Source organism: Sharpea porci (genome assembly GCF_009695655.1).
GTDB lineage: Bacteria > Bacillota_I > Bacilli_A > Erysipelotrichales > Coprobacillaceae > Sharpea > Sharpea porci.
Genome location: NZ_VUNM01000003.1, coordinates 46878 through 64795, shown reverse-complemented (window position 1 = coordinate 64795; position 17918 = coordinate 46878). Strand labels below are relative to the sequence as shown.

Sequence of the window (17918 nt, the reverse complement as noted above, 5' to 3'; positions counted from 1 at the left end):
GTACTCAGTATATCTTTTTTAGAAGTCATTGTCATGAATATTGATAAATAGTAAAATATTCTCGAAACCTAGGAGGTGTTATTATTAACCACTATATAAACAGGCTCAAAGAGAAACTGGATACACCACAGCTCTTCCTCTTTGTAGCCTTTGTCGCTTTGTTTTTACCTTTTTATATAACGCTTATTATTCACGCTATTGAACTCATTATATTATTAAAAAGAGGTGAACTTGTAGAAGCATACAAAAAGACAAAAGCAAGTCGCTTTATTTTAATCTTTTGCGCTCTACTAGCTATTGTTTCACTCTTTTATCAGAACTATCTCGGGATTCTTGTCACTCTTGGGATTTTAATGCTTGGCAGCTTCACGGTTTATTACCGCCAACATATTAGTGCTGAGAGTTTTGAATTCTTTATGGATACAGTACTTGTATTGTCTGTTGTCGCTGCCCTGGTCGCTATTATTCAATACTTCATTATTCTTCATCGCTTTAATATTGATGGTTTTGAACTTATTATCTTTAATACCCCAAAGAATAGAGTGGATTCATTCTATTTTAATGCGAATTATTATGCTATGATGATTGAATTCTGGGTAGGTATTGCTTTCTATAAGATATTAAGATTATTTCAAGAAGAACATCTCAACTACAAGAAGATGGGTGGTTACTGTATTATTATTCTCATTAACCTCTTCACCTTAGTACTTTCAGGCTGTCGTACATCTTGGCCAGCAATGTTGGCAGGGCTTGCGATTATGTTGTTGTTTGCGCATTTCTATAAGCTTTTTGGCCTTATTGTAGCTGGCGGTGTTGCTTCAGCAGGCTTTCTCTTCACCCATAAGAACTATATTCCACGAGCAAGCAATATCACAAAATATCTAGGCGTAAGACAGAAAATATGGCGTGCTGCGATTGCTTCTATTAAAGATCATCCCCTCTTTGGAGAAGGCCCATTAACCTATATGCATGTCTGGAAGCAATATAACGGGCACAATACCCAGCATGCCCATAATATCTTCCTCGACCCACCTCTCTCCTTTGGGATTGTTGGTATTCTTACAATATTGCCTTATTTCATCAGCTGTATTAAGAGAACCTATATTACCTATAAACTCCATAAAAATGATACTCTTGTAGCCTTGATTATTGGCTTAATCGTTATGACATATATTCATGGTTTACTCGATTATACCATTTTCTTTATCCAAACAAGCTTCACACTCTTTATGGTCATTAGTAGCTTTGATATTTATCGAGAAGATATTGATATGTATAAAAAATAGCTTTAATAGCTATTTTTTATTATAACAATACATACTATAGTTTGTCTTTTTATACAAACTATAGTGAATTGAAGAATAAATAGATGTGAAGTAAACTATAGTCATGTCTAAAAATGTAAACTATAATTTGGGTAGTCGTGTTAAGACACTACGTGAAAACAGAGGCTGGAGTCAAGAGAAATTAGCGACAAAGGTGGGTGTTACGACAGCTTATTTAGGTGATATAGAACGCAATACAAAGAATCCAACATTTCATGTCATTACACACATTGCCCAAGCTTTTTGTATGTCATTAGCGGAATTCTTTGATGAACAGGTTCTTCCAACAGCTGATGATCTAGAATTTATAGACAGAGAAATCATACAAGAGCTTTCCACATTTACTGATCCAGTAGATAAAAAATCTATTCTAAAAATAATTCTTCTTATCAAAAGCCTACAACCAACTCCTAACAAAAATGAGCCTGAATAATCAGACTCTTTTTTCATCTTCATTGTACGGTAATTCCAAATACTCAAACAATTCAGGTTTTACGCCCAAATGATCCTCAACCCACATCTTGGAATAAGCCATATAATATTTATCATTATAGTGAGTGATATGGGGAATACGAATATGTAATCTTTCTTTTGGAACGAGACGAGATAGCTTAAGTAAATTATCTTTCATATGTTCTATTGTCACACCTGTATAGGCTTGATAGACATCAGGATTCATATCTTTTATATCAAAATTCAGAATAAAAAAAGATGTATAGGTTATGCCATTATACATCTTAGGTATTAAAAGGAATGGTGCCGGAGATGGGATTCGAACCCACGACCTACTGGTTACGAGTCAGTTGCTCTACCAATTGGAGCTACTCCGGCAAGTCCTTTGTTATTATATCATGAAATGTGTGAAAGTATAGTGTAAATTGACAAGTCAGTATTACGATTATTATAATGGAAATACAAGGAGTGGAATATTATGGCTATTAAATATAAGGCAAAAGATACTGATGATTTAGAAAAAGAATTAGAAGAATGGTCAATGAATATGAACCTTTTCCAGACTGTTGAAACAAGCGATGAGAAAGAGAAGGTTGTCAAAGTAGAATCTGATGAACTTGCGGATGACCACAGTAAACGTTCAACATACGAGAATGAAGAACTCAAGAATTCTGATCTATAATACAAAACCTCATCTATATGATGAGGCTTTTTTAGGCATTCTTTTTCAGTAAATCTCTAATTTCTTCAAGCAATACAACTTCATCGCTCTTTGCCGGTGCTACTTCTTCAGCAGCTTCTTCCTTCTTGAAACGACTCTTAGCTGTATTAAGCGCCTTTACAATCACAAAGACACATAAAGCTAAAAGCAAGAAGTTAATGAATGATGAAACAAATGCTCCATAAGCAATATGAACAGGACCTACCTGTGCTGTTGCTTTATCGAGTGATGCAGGAATCTTGATGATAGCTGAAACAACGCCCATAAACATATTTACTAATGCTGTAACAACATCCTTTAAGGCACCACCTAGAATAACACCGACTGCCATATCAATGACATTACCAGTAAATGCGAATTCTTTAAATTCATTCCATAAATTCTTCATATTATCTTTCCCCCAATGTCATCATTATACATGTTGATATCAGGACTATACAATACTTCAAATTCGTTTTTCTTTACTTCCTGAGAAAGAAAAAACAACCTATAAAATATAGATTGCTTTAACTAAGGGCAACATCAAGTACCATCATGACTGCAAAACCAACTGCAAAACCAATTGTTGCGATATTTGAGTGTTTTCCCACGCTTGCTTCAGGAATCATTTCTTCAACAATGACATAAATCATAGCTCCTGCCGCAAATGATAATAAATATGGGAGAATAGGAATCATAATACTTGATAATAAAATTGTAATCAGCCCCGCAATAGGTTCAACAATACCAGAAAGTGTCCCCATGAGAAAAGCCTTTTTCTTACTGCTACCTTCAGCAGCTAATGGCATGGAGATAATTGCGCCTTCGGGGAAGTTCTGAATGGCAATACCAATCGATAATGCCAACGCTCCCGCAAGAGTAATTGTCGCATTATTAGCAGCACTACCTGCTAAAACAACACCAACAGCCATTCCTTCTGGAATATTGTGGATGGTAACAGCCAATACCATCATTGTTGTTTTCTTGAGATGGGCATGTAAGCCTTCAGGTTCTGTTTCATTAATATGGAGATGTGGTGTCAAGGCATCAATAGCTAGTAAGAAGAAGATTCCTAGCATTAAACCAATTAAAGCAGGTATAAAGGCAAGTTTTCCCATCTTACTTGACATATCCATAGATGGAATCAAGAGACTCCAGACTGAAGCTGCCATCATGACACCCCCGGCAAATCCCAATAGTATTTTTTGTAAGAGCTGATTCATTTCCTTCTTCATAAGGAAGACCATAGCACTCCCTAAAGTCGTTCCTACAAAAGGAATAAGCAACCCAATTAATATATTCTTATTCATAATTTTCCTTCCTTTTCCACACGTTATCATGCCTTCTTGCAATAGTCAACGAAGATGATAGAGAAATAAAAAAATGCCCTAGATTGGGAAGTGATCTAGAGCTTAAGTAGTCTTTGGGAATTGTAAGGAAAGTTTATGAAGTTTTCTTGACTACACTTATAGAATAAACAAAGAAGTTGTTAGAATTATCATCTTATTATGTGAGATTATGGTTTTGGTTTGACGATAAGACCTTTGAGGAAATGATGATGTTTGCCCTCTCCCTTAAGATACAAATAGCCAATAATACTAAAGACAATAGCACCAAGAAAATTCACTAGTAAATCCTTCATTGTATCAAGAAGACCAATATCAAGATAACCATGAGGAATAACAACCTGTGTACCACTCTTTGTATAAATTACTGTCTTGATGATATCTTTGACTTGATAAGGTATTTGGGAATGGGTTGGATCCAATGTTACTGAACCAATGTTTTTGATAATAAAGTCTTTCTGCATATCCAGATAAAATAACTGATCAGCCGTAAATTCAATAAATTCCCATAAAACCCCAATAGTCATCGAGAAACAGAAAGAGACAAGAATAAGATAGAAAGGAGACAAGTTTATATTTTTTGAATTACGATTAAGAATATAGACAAGAGAAAAGCCAATTGCGGCACACAAGAAACCATTGATGGTATGCAGCATCGTGTCCCAACCTGGAATAGCTGTATAGTAGTGATTCACTTCTCCTAATATCTCTGCCGCAAAGATAAAAAGATAAATAATGCCCTGAAATAATCCTGGTATATCAACTCTTAATGTTTCTTCAAAAATGGATGGTAATAAAAACAACAATAAAGACAATATACATAAAGCAACACTTTCATAGCTTCCTCTAATAAAGGCAAGTACTGCTGTTACAATGACTAGAAATCTTAGTATTTTATAGAGTTTATATGTTCCCTTATGTTCTTTAATTAATTCTTTTTGTCTTTTAATATATTGACGAATTCTCATATAAGTTAGCTCCTTTGCCACAGTTTAACATATTTGTAGTCATAAAAGAAATAAAGATTGTTGGAATGGTTTATGTAGACTTAAGCAATGAAAAAAGTTTGATATAAACAAGTTGAATATTTGTATTTATTCAACTTGTGAAATACTTATTTTGTGTTTTATAGAAATATTGGTTTATATAAAGATATTGCGTTCTTAATATCCTAAATATAGTCTTTTCAAAAACACAATTCAGGCCTATAATAATATATATGAAATCGTTTACATATTCGAGGAGGTATATTATGAAAGAGAGCTATATGAAAGAATGCGGTACATCTTTCAACGCTTTAACAGTGAACGAAGAAGCATCACGTTGTTTGCTTTGTTTTGATGCACCTTGTTCCAAGGCTTGTCCCGCAAACACAGATCCAGCACGCTTTATTCGTTCTGTGCGCTTTAAGAATTATAAAGGAGCGGCTGAAATCATCAGGGAGAATAATGGTCTAGGAGATATATGCGCACGTGTCTGCCCAACTGAGAAATATTGCCAGTTAGGTTGTTCACGCAGTGGTATTGATCGCCCTATTGATATTGCTGGTATTCAGAAGTTTGTGACGGATTTTGAAAAAGCAAGTCATATGCATATTCTTGAAAAAGGAACACCTAATGGCAAGAAAGTCGGTATTGTTGGAAGTGGACCAGCTGCTCTAGAAGCTGGCTTAAGACTTCTCACTATGGGCTATCAAGTTGATTTCTATGAAAAAGAAGGTTTAGCAGGAGGCTATTTACGAACAGGTATTCCTGAATATCGTCTTCCTAATGCGATTGTTGATGATAATATTCATCGTCTAGAAAACTTAGGTGCTATATTCCACTATAATACAGAAATTGGAAAGGATTTAGCTCTTGAAGACCTGAAACATAAATTTGATGCAGTTCTTGTAGCTATTGGTTATTCTAAAGCGAAGAGCCTGCCTATGTTTGAAAAGAATCCTTATGTCATAAGTGCCATTGACTTCTTACATAATGTGAAGGCTGATCAGGGATCACATGATGTTAAGAATAATATTCTCGTTATTGGTGGTGGTGATGTTGCCATGGATGTTGTAACGACATTGAAAAAACTTGGTTGTGAACATGTAACAGATGTTGTCTATGAAGAGTTATCTGAATTCCTCGCTAGTGAAAAGGAACTTGCGGGGGCAAGAGAAGCTGGTGTTACAATTATTGATGGCTATGTCCCTGATGCTGTAAATGGGAATGTTGTGACATTCAAGGCTAGACATATTGATGCAACCTATACATTGACTGCTGATCAGATTATCTTAGCTGTTGGTCAGAAGCCAGAGATGACATTGGGTTTACCAATGGAAAATAATGAAGTCAAAGAAAATGATTATCATGTCGATGAGAATGTCTTTGTCGCTGGAGATATCACCAAAGGTGATAAGACTGTAGTCTGGGCAGTTAAGAAGGGTAAAGAAGCGGCATGTGCTATTGATCATTATCTTGGAGGTAAGAATCATGATTAAGAAAGATTTATCGATTGATTTTTGTGGTGTACATTTTGAAAATCCATTCTGCCTTTCTTCTTCACCAGTAGGTAACTGTTATGAAATGTGTAAGAAAGCTTATGAAACAGGATGGGGTGGTATTGTTTTTAAGACTATTGGTCCTAAGAGCTTTGTCGTTGATGAGGTATCACCTCGCTTTGATATCTTAAATAAAGAGAGTACGGATTTTGTAGGCTTTAAAAACATGGAACAGATTGCTGAACATCCATTAGAAGAGAATCTGGCTGATATCAAGAGACTGAAAGAAGAATTTCCTGATCAAGTTCTGATTGCATCCATCATGGGGACAAATGAACAGGACTGGGAAGAGCTCGCTAGATTGGTCACTGAAGCTGGGGCAGATATGATTGAAACAAACTTCTCCTGTCCTCAAATGACAAGTCATGCCATGGGCAGTGATGTTGGGACAAATCCTGAACTATGTGCAAAATATGTACGTGCATGTAAGCGTGGTTCTTCATTGCCATTAATTGCTAAAATGACACCTAACATTACTGATATGGTTCCTTGCGCAAAGGCATGCAAGGAAGCCGGTGCGGATGCCATTAGTGCCATTAATACCATTAAATCTATTACCGATATTGACTTAGAAAGAAAAACAGCCATGCCTATCATCAATGGCAAATCTTCTATCTCTGGTTATTCTGGTAAAGCCGTCAAGCCTGTTGCCTTACGCTTTATCCAACAACTAAGAGATGGTATTCCTGATTTACCAATTTCAGGTATTGGTGGTATTGAAACATGGGAAGATGCAGCTGAATTTATTCTATGTGGAGCTACAACTCTTCAGGTTACAACAGCCATTATGCAATATGGTTATCGTATTGTTGAAGATATGAAGAATGGTTTAATGCATTATATGGAAGAACAAGGTGTTGATCACCTTAGTGATCTTGTTGGTTTAGCTAATAAGAATATCATTCCTGCTGAAGCATTGGATCGTGATTATAAGGTTTATCCTGAATTCAATCTTGATGCTTGTATTGGTTGTGGGCGTTGTTATGTTTCTTGCTTTGATGGTGCCCATCAGGCTATTAGCTTTGACAGCGAGACTAGAAAGCCAACATGTGATCATGAGAAGTGTGTTGGGTGTCATCTATGTTCACTTGTTTGCCCTGTACATGCGATTGGCATGGGAGAAATTGTGCTTAAGGAAGGTAGAAGCGGACAGCCTTCAGACAAACATCCATTTAATAAACATTGGCTCTAAAAACAAAGAGACATCTCAATTGAGGTGCCTCTTTTCTATTTATCTCACTTTAAGTGTCTGCGCTATTCTTTCTAATACTAAGATGCGCTTTAATACTGTTTTTCGCATAAACACATCTCCCTTCTATAATGTTAGTCTACACGAACATTATAGATTAATCAAGCCTAACACTCTATTTTTTAATATCAATGACACCTATTTCAGCTTTAGCTCCACCTGTCTTAAATTGAATAGCCCAGTCAGAGATCCCTGAATTGATAATAAAGGTTGTATCTTTGATTGTCTTGAGGCCATAAGTCATATCATTAGCGCCTGACAATTCGCCTGTAATGCCAATTGGGAACATCTGTCCACCATGAGTATGACCACTTAAGACAAGATCAGGATGACTATTGGCTTCATTTGTATAATCAGTTGGTTCATGATCCAACATAATGACATATTGCTTAGGGTCAATGGATTGCATTAATACCTCAGCACTTTTACGATTGGATGTTGTTTGTGCATCCTGTCTACCAACGACTGTAATATGTCGTGTGATCTGGACACTTTCATCATTAAGAATATGAATATTGTTTTCTTTTAGTGCTGTTACGAGATCTTGGTTAGAGAAATTACGATAGTTCATATATCCTTTATCATGATTACCATAGACGAAGTATGTGCCATAAGTACTCTTAACTTGACCAAGTGCTTTTGTTGAAGCAAGCATATCTTTTTTTGTTGTATCATCATCGACATAATCCCCTGTGACAACGACAAGATCAGGATGTAAGTTTTGAATAGTCTGCATATGTTTCTTGAAGCCCTGAGCATGGAATGTCGCTCCAATATGGCTATCTGAAATCTGGACTATACGCAAGTTTTTATCGATGGCTTTCGATGTTGTCAAACTGTAATGCGTTGTAACAACATGATGAGCTTGATAATAGCCATAGCTTAAATAGCCAAAACAAAGAATGAACGTTAAGATTGCTGTCCAGTAAGCCTTGATTGGTTGATGTTTAATTTTGCTGATGAGATGGCATAAAGCATCAATGATCAACCAAATAATAATGATATGTAAAAGAACAATAAATGTATTCACATAATCAAATCTCAACCCTATTCCTATAAGTATAATAGGAATCAATGTGATGAGCCATCGTGCAGTTTTATTATGTTGAAAGAATGTTTGTTTTCTTATTTGTCTTAATATATGTATGGTTCCAAATATACAGAATCCAATAATAAGTATTGTCACAAGTAAAAATAACATCATGTTCATCCACCTCTTCTTGAAAACTATATCAAAGAAATACACATAATTCCAAACAAGTGCACATATAATAAAATCACATATTTCATGTAAAAAGAGTGTGTTAAAATAAGGTCCAATAAGGGGAATGGAAGGTGATTTTTGATGAAAAATAATCGTGGTTCAACAATTACAGCCGTTATTGTGATCACACTCGTCGTTATGATCTTAAGTGGTACCATGTTGTCAATGGCCTATAGCTACTATATGCATAGCTATAAAGAAATCTATACAAGACAGGCCTCACTATGCGCTTCGTCAGCTTGTGAGATTATTGGGAAAACGATTCACAATGCTGATAGTCAAACAGATTACCAACAATTCATTCCTAAAGATCATACCAAAACATTATCCAATTTTACATTAACGAAAGATGGTAAGAATGCTGATATCTATAAAGATGTACAAATGAATGGTACTGTCGAAATAGTTGATGCAAAAACACTTAAAATCACAATCAATGCCACCTATAAAACAGGCCAAGCCACATCAACACTGACAATGTTGAAAGATAAAGAAACGGACAGCCAATGGCAAATGGGAAAGTTGAAATAAGAGGTGATGGCAATGAAGAATGAAAAAGGTTTTACATTAATTGAAAGTCTTGTTGCTTTTGCGATTGCAACCATGGTCTTTGCTGCATTATCGACTGTAATCACAACAACCTATCGCTATTACACAGCTTCTAATAAAATCAAAGCATTATCTGATACACAATATCAAGCTGTCTTAAATCCTAAAGCCACTAGTACTGATCACTATACCTTAAAATGTACAATTGATGACAAAGAAGAAGCAAGCATCAACAATCTCAGTCTTACAACCAATACATCTAAATCCTATGATGATGTCATTGTTGCTTACTTCAATCTCACCAATGATATTCCTCTCGCAGACAAAACCACACAACAACTCACCAATACTGTCTATGACCGTCTCCAGTTTAAAAATAGCACGAATGATAAAGGCGAATGGTCATTAAGTAAAGCTTCAAGCTATCGAAAAGGTGACTTTGTCACATATGAAGATCGTCAGTATGTTCTTGTCACTGATAATAATCTTAAGACTAACTGGGAACCTTATACATATAAAGCTCCTGGTACATATCAATCAGGCTGGCAGCTTCTTGACATGTATAATCCTTCCGCCCCACTCTTTACAACCTACTTGAACGGCGATATTTTTCTCCAAAATAATGGGGATGAGATTCAAGCTTTCGTCTATTTAGATTCCAACCCTTTTACCTGGATTGGTGCCTATGATCCAAAAACTCATGAAATCAAAAAAGATAATCCCTATGCCTATGATAAAAATGCCATTCATTATTTTGATGAATGGAAAGACAATCAGATGTATTTAAATGAGAGTTGGAAGAATCAAGGAGCGTGATGGAGATGAAGAATGAAAAAGGTTTTACATTAATTGAAGTTATTGTCTCAGTTGCGGTTGGTTCTATTATTCTTGGGATTGTCTTATCGCTACTTGTGACATCATTCCGTCTCTTTGACCAATCAGCGCAAGAAAGCCAAAGTAAAGAGACAAATGATAATGTCATATCCTATATCAGCGATATCCTTAAAGATGCTTCAGACTTGCGTATTAAGACAATTGCTAATGCTTCTAGTAGTTTAACCGTTCCCGCAAATACAGCTAATCTTCCTGCGACAAAACTCAATGACAATGAGAACTGGCATTATCTATTTATCAATAGTGCAGGCAGACTTGTCGTTGATGGTGAAATGATGTTTGGTGGCAGTCAGGCATCAGGCTTCTATGGTTCTCAAAATACTAAGCTTTCTTTATCTTATCAAGTTCATGTTGATACACAAAATAAGAAAGCCATGAGCTTAGATCTCACAACAATACTTGATAATACTGCTAGTGATGATCCCTATAAAGAGAAATACCAGAAGATGAATACGATTGCCCTCAGTAATATTGTCACTAAAAACTATCAAGAAAAGATTACTGACAATACAAATGAAGGTAAATTGACGGATGGTAAGAATGGTCATATTGATAAGAATCATATTATCTATTTCGCAAATGAAAAGAAATTAAATGTTCAACCGGTTGTTGAAGCAACCTATACAATAGCTGATAAACTCAACCTTCTTTCTGATAAAAATAGAAATAAAGGACAGTTCCAGGCTACAAATATTCCTAACTATCAGCCAGGGGATATTGTTTCCTTTAACGGTTTTACCTATATGCGTACTTCGATGTATGATTTTGATTTCTATACAAGAAGCATGAAAAGCAGCGATATCCAGGAAACAAGTGCTATTCCTCAGTGCTATATTATGAAACTCTCGGATGGCACTCAGTTATATGTGCATAAGGATTATGTTGAAAAATATAAAAGCTGGTTCCAAACACACTACAGCTTCAAATTTAAATCTTCCAATAAAAACCAAGTTATCACATGTGCACCTGTCACAAACGAGACAACGGATTATTTCAAAACAAATACGAATATCACTGCTGATGATCCAATTTTTAATGTCGTTCTGAATTATACGTCGGGGAATAATGATAATCCCACAGTGCGCATGATGTTAGCTCCGGGCGCTTATATCAAGCTAGGCAATAATTATGCTTATGCCGGGTGGGAAAAAATCGCAAATACATCTTATATGAATGCACCAACAGAAACACCTCAGCCAGCCCAGTTCGATATCTTTTCTACTTATATGCCCGGTGATCTCGTTGTGCAAAATGGCTATCTCTTCTATATCCAACAAATGTCTTTATCAACGACACAAAATAAAGGACATACGATTGCTGATGAAAATGGTAATGTACTCAGTGAATCGGGAACATGTTATGGCACAAGCTTTACGACTACAACATATATTGCTGTAAAAATAGGGAAATATGAAGATGTTCTTGAGACGATGACAAGTAATCCTGAACAGAATAATTATATGTATAAGATTCCTACTAATCGCACGATGAAAGCTATTATTCAAAGCTCTAGAACAGCCAATGGCCAAACACAAAATCTACAATATTGGTGGAAACTTCAAAATAATCAACCTGGTTATTATGCAAGTTTACCTCAACGATAAATAGGTTGGATCACTCCAACCTATTTCTTTTGATCTTTTTTCAAACAACGAAAACAACTATGTTCCGTACATACAATATAAGCATCCTCTTCTTCAACAATATCCTCAATACGCCCAATATACATTTCCCCATTTACCATTGTACCTATGAGAAAGTGATTCTTAATATACCAGTTAATGAGATTCATGGTTTGTATCCATCATATATATTCTTGCCTCATAAGGGCCTAGTGTTTTTGTATTTTCAACTTTTCGTGGGAAAATACGTTGCATATCAGGATAATGATGAGCTTTGAGGACAGTATTGGAGAGGTTACATTCAATGATACATCTTTCATTTTTGTATGAACGTTCATAGATATAAGTATTATGTTGTGAGCTTAAACAATGATATGTGCCATAGATGAGAGACTGATGTGTTTTTCTAAGATGAATGAGTTCTTTATAGATTTGGATCATCGAAACATGTGCATCCTGATAGAGAGAACCCATTGTTTCTTTAGGTGCTTTGTTCCAAGGGAGCATCATTCGGGTATGATCACGTGTACCAGCTTTGATGATTGCAAAAGCGTCTTCTTCACTCATTGTTTTGATAAGTTCATGATAAAGATTAATACCTTCAATATCATGAATTTGATTGATGGATGTAAAGTTATAGTTAGTTAAGCCCATTTCATCACCCTGGTATATAAATGGTGTGCCTTTGAGAGTCATCTGCATGATGGCTAAGAGTGTTTCTATTTGTTTGTCATATTGGTGGGTCTCGTCAACCTTGCTGACCATTCGTGGATTATCATGGTTGTTGTAGAAAAGCGCCATCCAACAATGATTGCCATATTGTGTCATCCATTCATCTATTTGATCACGATAAGCATTAAGATCATAGCGATAGTCTTCATAACGTGTATGCCCCGGACTTTCCAACAAGTCAAAACTAAAAGCCATATCCAGCTCTCCTCGCTCATCACTTGTCACCATCTGACTTAAAGCCATTGATAAACCTGGTACTTCGCCAACAGAGAAAGCATTATGTGGCTTGAAGGCTTTTTCATGTATTTCACGTAAATATTCATGAAGATGTGGTCCATAGAAATAATGCTCTATACCACAATATCCCATCATCTTACCTAGCTTTACATTTCCATCGGGTAAACCCTTTGTCTTAGAAATCAAATTAATGACATCCATTCTAAAACCATCAACACCTAAATCAAGATAATCATTGATCATCCGAATGATGTCATCTCTCAAATCTGGATTATCCCAGTTAAGATCCATCTGTTTCTTACTAAAGAGATGAAGTCCCCATAATTTCTCTTCTTCATACTTATTCCAAGCACTTCCTGAAAAGAAAGATTCCCAGTTATTAGGTGGTGTATCATTATCTTTGGGATAAAGAAAATAGTAGTTGCGATAAGGTGAGTTGGGGTCTTTTAGTGCTTCTTGGAACCATGGATGTTCATCACTTGTATGATTGACTACTAAATCCATAATCAGCTTCATATCCCTTTTATGCACTTCCTGAAGCAATCTCTTAAAATCCTCCATCGTGCCTAAATCTTCATGAATCTTATAATAATCACGTATATCATATCCATTATCATCTAGTGGTGAATCATAGATAGGTGACAACCATAATGCATCAACACCTAAATCCTTTAAATAATCAAGACGATCAATAATTCCCTGAAGATCACCAATACCATCATGATTACTATCCATAAATGTCCGTGGATAAATCTGATAGAAAACAGCTTCTTTCCACCATGTATGTTTGATTTCACCATCAATTGATGGTGGTGTATCTTGTTCGGCATTAATCATCTTTATTAATGTTTGATAGAAATTCTCATCAAGATCTTTTGTGAAACGTGAAAGAGACTTGATCTTGATTGTTTTCGCAAGGGGTGTTCGTAGTATCCAGGTTGGTATTTTTGCATAATGGCATGCCATCGTTAAGACATCATGCCCTACCGGTGAAGCGTAAATATCGGCTATTGATGAGTCAAGTGTAACCATAAGAAAACCTCCTACTCCTATTGTATTACGAACAATTTTCCCTTTTCAAGAAAGAACCACACATCACTAAAAAGAACTATGTCACCTTATATAAATCATCCAACGTAACAAGTTTGACTTCTTTTTTATCATAGCCTTCTAAAACGCCTTGAGAGAATCCAGATAATGAAAAATAAATAAAGAGCACTTCTTGATATTTCTTATTAATAAGACCTTTTTTCCTCATTAAATCATCATAGACAGCTTGATCAAGAAGACTGTTCCTAAACTTACATTCACCTAAAATAGCTTTCTTACCCATTTCATCAATACCTACTACATCGATATCAGTAGGAATATGGTCATGACCTACTCCCCACCATTTACCAACCTGAGTAATCATATAAGGAATATGGCCATTCAATGATTGCATCATAAGATAGTACTGACACATATTTTCAAAAATATCACCCATAAAGTCATGTAAGTTCTTCTTTACATATGCATTATAGTAGACATCACCTTTATGAAACTCAATCGATGATCTTCCATTAAGGACAAATCGATACCAAAAATTATACATACCATCAGTTATTCTATATTGGATTTTTCTCTTATTCTTTATATCAGTCATACAATATACTTTTGAGACAATACCAACTGTTATGAGATTATTGATAATGTAGGTTAAAGAAGCTGTTGATATATGAGCTTTGTCTGATATTTCATTGAATTTATTTGCGCCAGACGCCATTACTTCAATGACTGTATTATAGGTATGGACATTTCTAAACTCTTGCATTAATAAATTGCGTGGTTCTTCATATAAATAGCCTGATGATGTAAAGAAGTTATTGATAAGATTTTGATCAAGAGATAATGAGTCATCAAAGAGTGTTAAGTACTTTGCCACACCACCAGTTACACCATAAACAATTGCTTTTTCTTCATTTGTATAATGAGGAACAAACTGTGCTGATTCTAGATAATCAAATGGTTTTAAGAAGATTTGATTTGTGCGTCTTCCAAATAAAGGACTTTTCTCACTCATGACTTCTTTCTCCATAAAACTTATGGCTGATCCACAAATAATTAAATAAATATTTGTCTTAACAAGAATAGTATCAATCACACTCTGAAATTGTGATAAAAATGACGATTCTGTTTCAGCAATATAGGGAATTTCATCCAACGCAAGAATAATCTTTTCATCCTTACAAATACGTGCTACAAACTGAAAGAATGTGCTAAGTTCTTGAAATTGGACACCTTGCATTTCAGGAATAATATCTTCTATAAACTGTACACTCCACTTTCTGACATTATCTTCAAGTGATGATTGACTTGCCATATAGTAAGACGCTTTCTTATCACGCATGAACTCGGTAATAAGCGTTGATTTACCTATTCTTCTACGGCCATACACGATTGTCATTTGAAATCCCTTTTTCTCATAAGTTTCTTCCAACACTTTTAATTCAGCTTTTCTTCCAATAAACATAGAATCACCTCACTTAGTAAAATACATTTTACTAAAATACGTTTTACTAAAATATATTTTACTATATGCATGATCTATGTCAACAGTTAGAAACATATCTCATTAAATAACATCTTTATTGTATTGAGATATATTCATCCATAATCATTTACTCCTTAATAAAATAATAACCCATATCTATTTCTAAACAAACTAAGATAAAAGAAAAACACGTAGAATTCTACGTGCTTTCTGACTATTGTGTGATAACTTCAATATCAACATTAAAGATCTTTGCGACTTTCTTTAATGTTTCAATATGTCTGCCTTTTGCAGCACCAAAGTGATGTGTAGGTCCTGCAAGTGACCATTTTGTCACAAATTCACGTGCTCCACAACTAAAGCGTGTACGCATATTTGTATCACCAAAGGAAAGAATTGGACCTTCTTCATTAACCCCTTCAGCAACGACAAACTTAAAGTGTCCCTCACCATCCTGCGTAATTGCTAAATAAGTTACAGGACCAAGATATGGATAGAACTGTGTGAGATAGCCTCCACCAGTCTTACCATGGAAGACATCGACAATCTTCATTGTTGGCTTCTTATCTGAAATAGCTGCATCACCTGAGCCTGAATGACCAATAATCGCAATATCATCATTAAAGTCAATCGAATACATTTCTGCTAACTGTCCTGTTCCAGAAATCGTCTTAAGAATGGACATAGCCATTGCAACCTTCATATCGCCTTCGACAGCACATGCTGTACCCTGTTTGATCAACATTGAGAAAGCAGGAATAAGCATCGCATCAAGTACACCAGCCTGACCTTTCGCAAAACCATCATAGTGGGAAGCAATTAAGCCTAGCTTTTCATCCTTAACCCATTTTTCAAAGGCAATGACATATCTTGCCATTTCATAAATATCTTCTTTCTTGTAAGAACCTAAGATATCAAATGTATCCAAGATATCTTGAACTTTATTTTGGATAGCTTCTTCATCATCGATGTTGTCGGCAATAGCCCACATCTTTTCCCAGTCAAACTGTTTTGTATAAAGGCCCATACGACGATAGAGATTGCTTTCATCAATATAGAGGTCCATCATACCTGGATAAGGTCTACCAATCTGGGCAATATTTGTGTCTCTGAAACGTCTTCTTGTCTGTGCAGCCTTGCACCAGTCTTCAATTTCTGCCTGGGCTTTTTCATCGCCACCTTCAACAACACCGGTAATGACATCTGAACGTTTGCCATAACGGTTTAAGTCAGCGACCATTTCCCCAACAGCCCCACAAGCATAGCCTTCACCAAGCCATGAAGCAATATCAGTATGTTTATAATCAAGAGCCTTAAGTTTCTGTAAATTTACAAGAACAACAGGAACATCTAAATCTTTAACAGCAGGAAGCATATTATAGCTTGTTGCATAAGTTAATAGCTGGACGAACACTAAGTCAACATCGGCAGCACGGAGTTTGTCACCGACTTCTTGAGAGGCTTCCTTTGTCGTTACAACACCACCATCGACAATTTCCACTGTTTCTGGGAGGCTGGCTTTAAAAGCCTGATATTGGTTATTGAATTCTGGTACGAGTGATGGAAATTGTGGTAGGTAGGCCTGAAGAGCAATCGCAAAGACCCCTACTCTTGCTTTTGTATCTACTAACATATTTATGCTTCCTCCTTTTCATATAGGAATCTTTCTGGCAATGTCACATTGAAGTCCTTGGCAAGGGCTCTGAATTGATCAGGCTGGATTGTCTGTCTCTTATGTGGTGTCATAGAAAGAACCTTTACTAATATTTCAGCTGATTTTTCAATTGTATGCATAAGACCAAATGTTAAGTCAAAATCATAACCAGCCGCAAATAATCCATGATGTGCCCAAACAGCAGCGTCATATTTCTTCATTAATTTGCTTGTCGCAATGGCAATATCTTTGCCTCCTGGAACCATCCAGTCAACAACACCAATACCATCTGGGAAGACAACTGGACATTCTGTTGCCATTTCCCAAAGTTCTCTTGTAAAGACTTTATCATCTAATGGCAAGACAAATGTCAAAGCGATAAGATTTGTAGTATGGGCATGATAAATAACACGATAGTTTTCATTAATAGCTTTCTTGACTTCATGATTCATTAAATGTGAAGGGAATTCACTTGTTGGTCTAGCGCCATTTTCTAAGCCCCAGACAACCTGGAATTTCGTTCCTGTTTCATCAATTCTTGCAATTCCAATAGAATGTACTGGATCAAGAATAACATTTCTGAAATATTTACCTGAACCTGTTGTTAAGAAATATTCATTGGCTAGACCTGGTACTTCTGTACCAATTTCCTGCCATTCTCTTTTATCACTTAATTCATCTTTGACAGCTTCGACTTCTTCTTTCTTCATACGATAAGTCAGATTACCGCCATTTCTTTCATGCCAGCCCTGTAAGAAACCACCATTACATAATCTAATAAAACCTTTCACAAATTCCTGTTCTAATACTGCCATTTT

At 35.7% G+C, this 17918-nt stretch carries 18 protein-coding genes and 1 tRNA gene; 8 read left to right on the top strand and 11 right to left on the bottom strand.

The genetic code is table 11. The annotated features are described in order from the left end of the window. The first annotated feature begins 158 nt into the window (after nt 1-158). Both FYJ79_RS02850 and FYJ79_RS02845 read left to right on the top strand, forming a co-directional pair. Complete coding sequence (locus tag FYJ79_RS02850; protein ID WP_229771295.1) at nt 159-1286, top strand: O-antigen ligase family protein; 1128 nt, start codon at nt 159-161, stop codon at nt 1284-1286. A gap of 103 nt (nt 1287-1389) precedes the next feature. Continuing rightward, nucleotides 1390-1758, top strand: coding sequence for a helix-turn-helix domain-containing protein (locus tag FYJ79_RS02845; protein WP_154514454.1), 369 nt, complete (start codon nt 1390-1392; stop codon nt 1756-1758). Here FYJ79_RS02845 and FYJ79_RS02840 read toward each other — a convergent pair whose 3' ends face one another. Both FYJ79_RS02840 and FYJ79_RS02835 read right to left on the bottom strand, forming a co-directional pair. Further along, nucleotides 1759-2004: a hypothetical protein gene (locus FYJ79_RS02840; RefSeq protein ID WP_154514453.1), complete on the bottom strand. Its 246-nt coding sequence runs from the start codon at nt 2002-2004 to the stop codon at nt 1759-1761. 75 nt (nt 2005-2079) lie between these two features. Then, nucleotides 2080-2156 (bottom strand) — tRNA-Thr (locus FYJ79_RS02835). A gap of 100 nt (nt 2157-2256) precedes the next feature. Between FYJ79_RS02835 and FYJ79_RS02830 the strand changes: the two genes are divergently transcribed. After that, a complete protein-coding gene (locus FYJ79_RS02830) occupies nt 2257-2460 on the top strand; it encodes a hypothetical protein (protein WP_154514452.1) in 204 nt (67 codons plus the stop codon). Between the two features lie 31 nt (nt 2461-2491). Here FYJ79_RS02830 and mscL read toward each other — a convergent pair whose 3' ends face one another. The 3 genes from mscL to FYJ79_RS02815 form a co-directional block, all read right to left on the bottom strand. After that, on the bottom strand, nt 2492-2887 hold the full coding sequence (gene mscL, locus FYJ79_RS02825; RefSeq protein WP_154514451.1) for a large conductance mechanosensitive channel protein MscL: 396 nt from the start codon (nt 2885-2887) through the stop codon (nt 2492-2494). A gap of 118 nt (nt 2888-3005) precedes the next feature. Further along, a complete protein-coding gene (locus tag FYJ79_RS02820) occupies nt 3006-3788 on the bottom strand; it encodes a ZIP family metal transporter (protein WP_154514450.1) in 783 nt (260 codons plus the stop codon). Between the two features lie 206 nt (nt 3789-3994). Then, a complete protein-coding gene (locus tag FYJ79_RS02815; RefSeq protein WP_154514449.1) occupies nt 3995-4792 on the bottom strand; it encodes a hypothetical protein in 798 nt (265 codons plus the stop codon). A gap of 284 nt (nt 4793-5076) precedes the next feature. On the opposite strand from FYJ79_RS02815, the gene FYJ79_RS02810 reads away from it, so the two are divergent. After that, nucleotides 5077-6306, top strand: coding sequence for an FAD-dependent oxidoreductase (locus FYJ79_RS02810; RefSeq protein WP_229771294.1), 1230 nt, complete (start codon nt 5077-5079; stop codon nt 6304-6306). Next, nucleotides 6299-7558, top strand: coding sequence for an NAD-dependent dihydropyrimidine dehydrogenase subunit PreA (gene preA, locus FYJ79_RS02805; protein WP_154514448.1), 1260 nt, complete (start codon nt 6299-6301; stop codon nt 7556-7558). Before FYJ79_RS02810 ends, preA begins: the two co-directional genes overlap by 8 nt. A 172-nt stretch (nt 7559-7730) precedes the next feature. Here preA and FYJ79_RS02800 read toward each other — a convergent pair whose 3' ends face one another. Further along, nucleotides 7731-8819: a metallophosphoesterase gene (locus FYJ79_RS02800; protein ID WP_195836994.1), complete on the bottom strand. Its 1089-nt coding sequence runs from the start codon at nt 8817-8819 to the stop codon at nt 7731-7733. 141 nt (nt 8820-8960) lie between these two features. Here FYJ79_RS02800 and FYJ79_RS02795 point away from each other — a divergent pair, with 141 nt between their 5' ends. From FYJ79_RS02795 to FYJ79_RS02785, 3 genes are read left to right on the top strand one after another with little or no spacing between them, the layout of a single operon-like run. Beyond that, nucleotides 8961-9410 (top strand): hypothetical protein, encoded by a 450-nt coding sequence (locus tag FYJ79_RS02795; protein WP_154514446.1) that lies wholly within the window; start codon nt 8961-8963, stop codon nt 9408-9410. Nucleotides 9411-9422: 12 nt separating this feature from the next. Continuing rightward, complete coding sequence (locus FYJ79_RS02790; protein ID WP_195836993.1) at nt 9423-10244, top strand: prepilin-type N-terminal cleavage/methylation domain-containing protein; 822 nt, start codon at nt 9423-9425, stop codon at nt 10242-10244. 5 nt (nt 10245-10249) lie between these two features. Next, entirely contained in the window at nt 10250-11926 is a 1677-nt protein-coding gene (locus tag FYJ79_RS02785) for a PilW family protein (RefSeq protein ID WP_195836992.1), read from the top strand. A gap of 20 nt (nt 11927-11946) precedes the next feature. On the opposite strand, the gene FYJ79_RS02780 is transcribed toward FYJ79_RS02785, so the two are convergent. From FYJ79_RS02780 to rhaD, 5 genes are all read right to left on the bottom strand, one after another. Beyond that, nucleotides 11947-12114 carry a hypothetical protein gene (locus FYJ79_RS02780; protein WP_154514443.1) on the bottom strand — a complete coding sequence of 56 codons (168 nt, stop codon included), beginning with the start codon at nt 12112-12114 and terminating at the stop codon, nt 11947-11949. Continuing rightward, entirely contained in the window at nt 12101-13945 is a 1845-nt protein-coding gene (locus tag FYJ79_RS02775; protein ID WP_154514442.1) for an alpha-glucosidase, read from the bottom strand. Before FYJ79_RS02775 ends, FYJ79_RS02780 begins: the two co-directional genes overlap by 14 nt. A 76-nt stretch (nt 13946-14021) precedes the next feature. Further along, the gene (locus FYJ79_RS02770) at nt 14022-15425 is read right to left on the bottom strand and encodes an ATP-binding protein (protein WP_154514441.1); all 1404 of its coding nucleotides are present in this window, start codon (nt 15423-15425) and stop codon (nt 14022-14024) included. Nucleotides 15426-15660: 235 nt separating this feature from the next. Next, nucleotides 15661-17079 (bottom strand): arabinose isomerase, encoded by a 1419-nt coding sequence (locus FYJ79_RS02765; protein WP_154514440.1) that lies wholly within the window; start codon nt 17077-17079, stop codon nt 15661-15663. A 2-nt stretch (nt 17080-17081) separates the two neighbouring features. After that, nucleotides 17082-17915 (bottom strand): rhamnulose-1-phosphate aldolase, encoded by an 834-nt coding sequence (gene rhaD, locus FYJ79_RS02760; RefSeq protein ID WP_154514439.1) that lies wholly within the window; start codon nt 17913-17915, stop codon nt 17082-17084. Between the last annotated feature and the right edge of the window lie 3 nt (nt 17916-17918).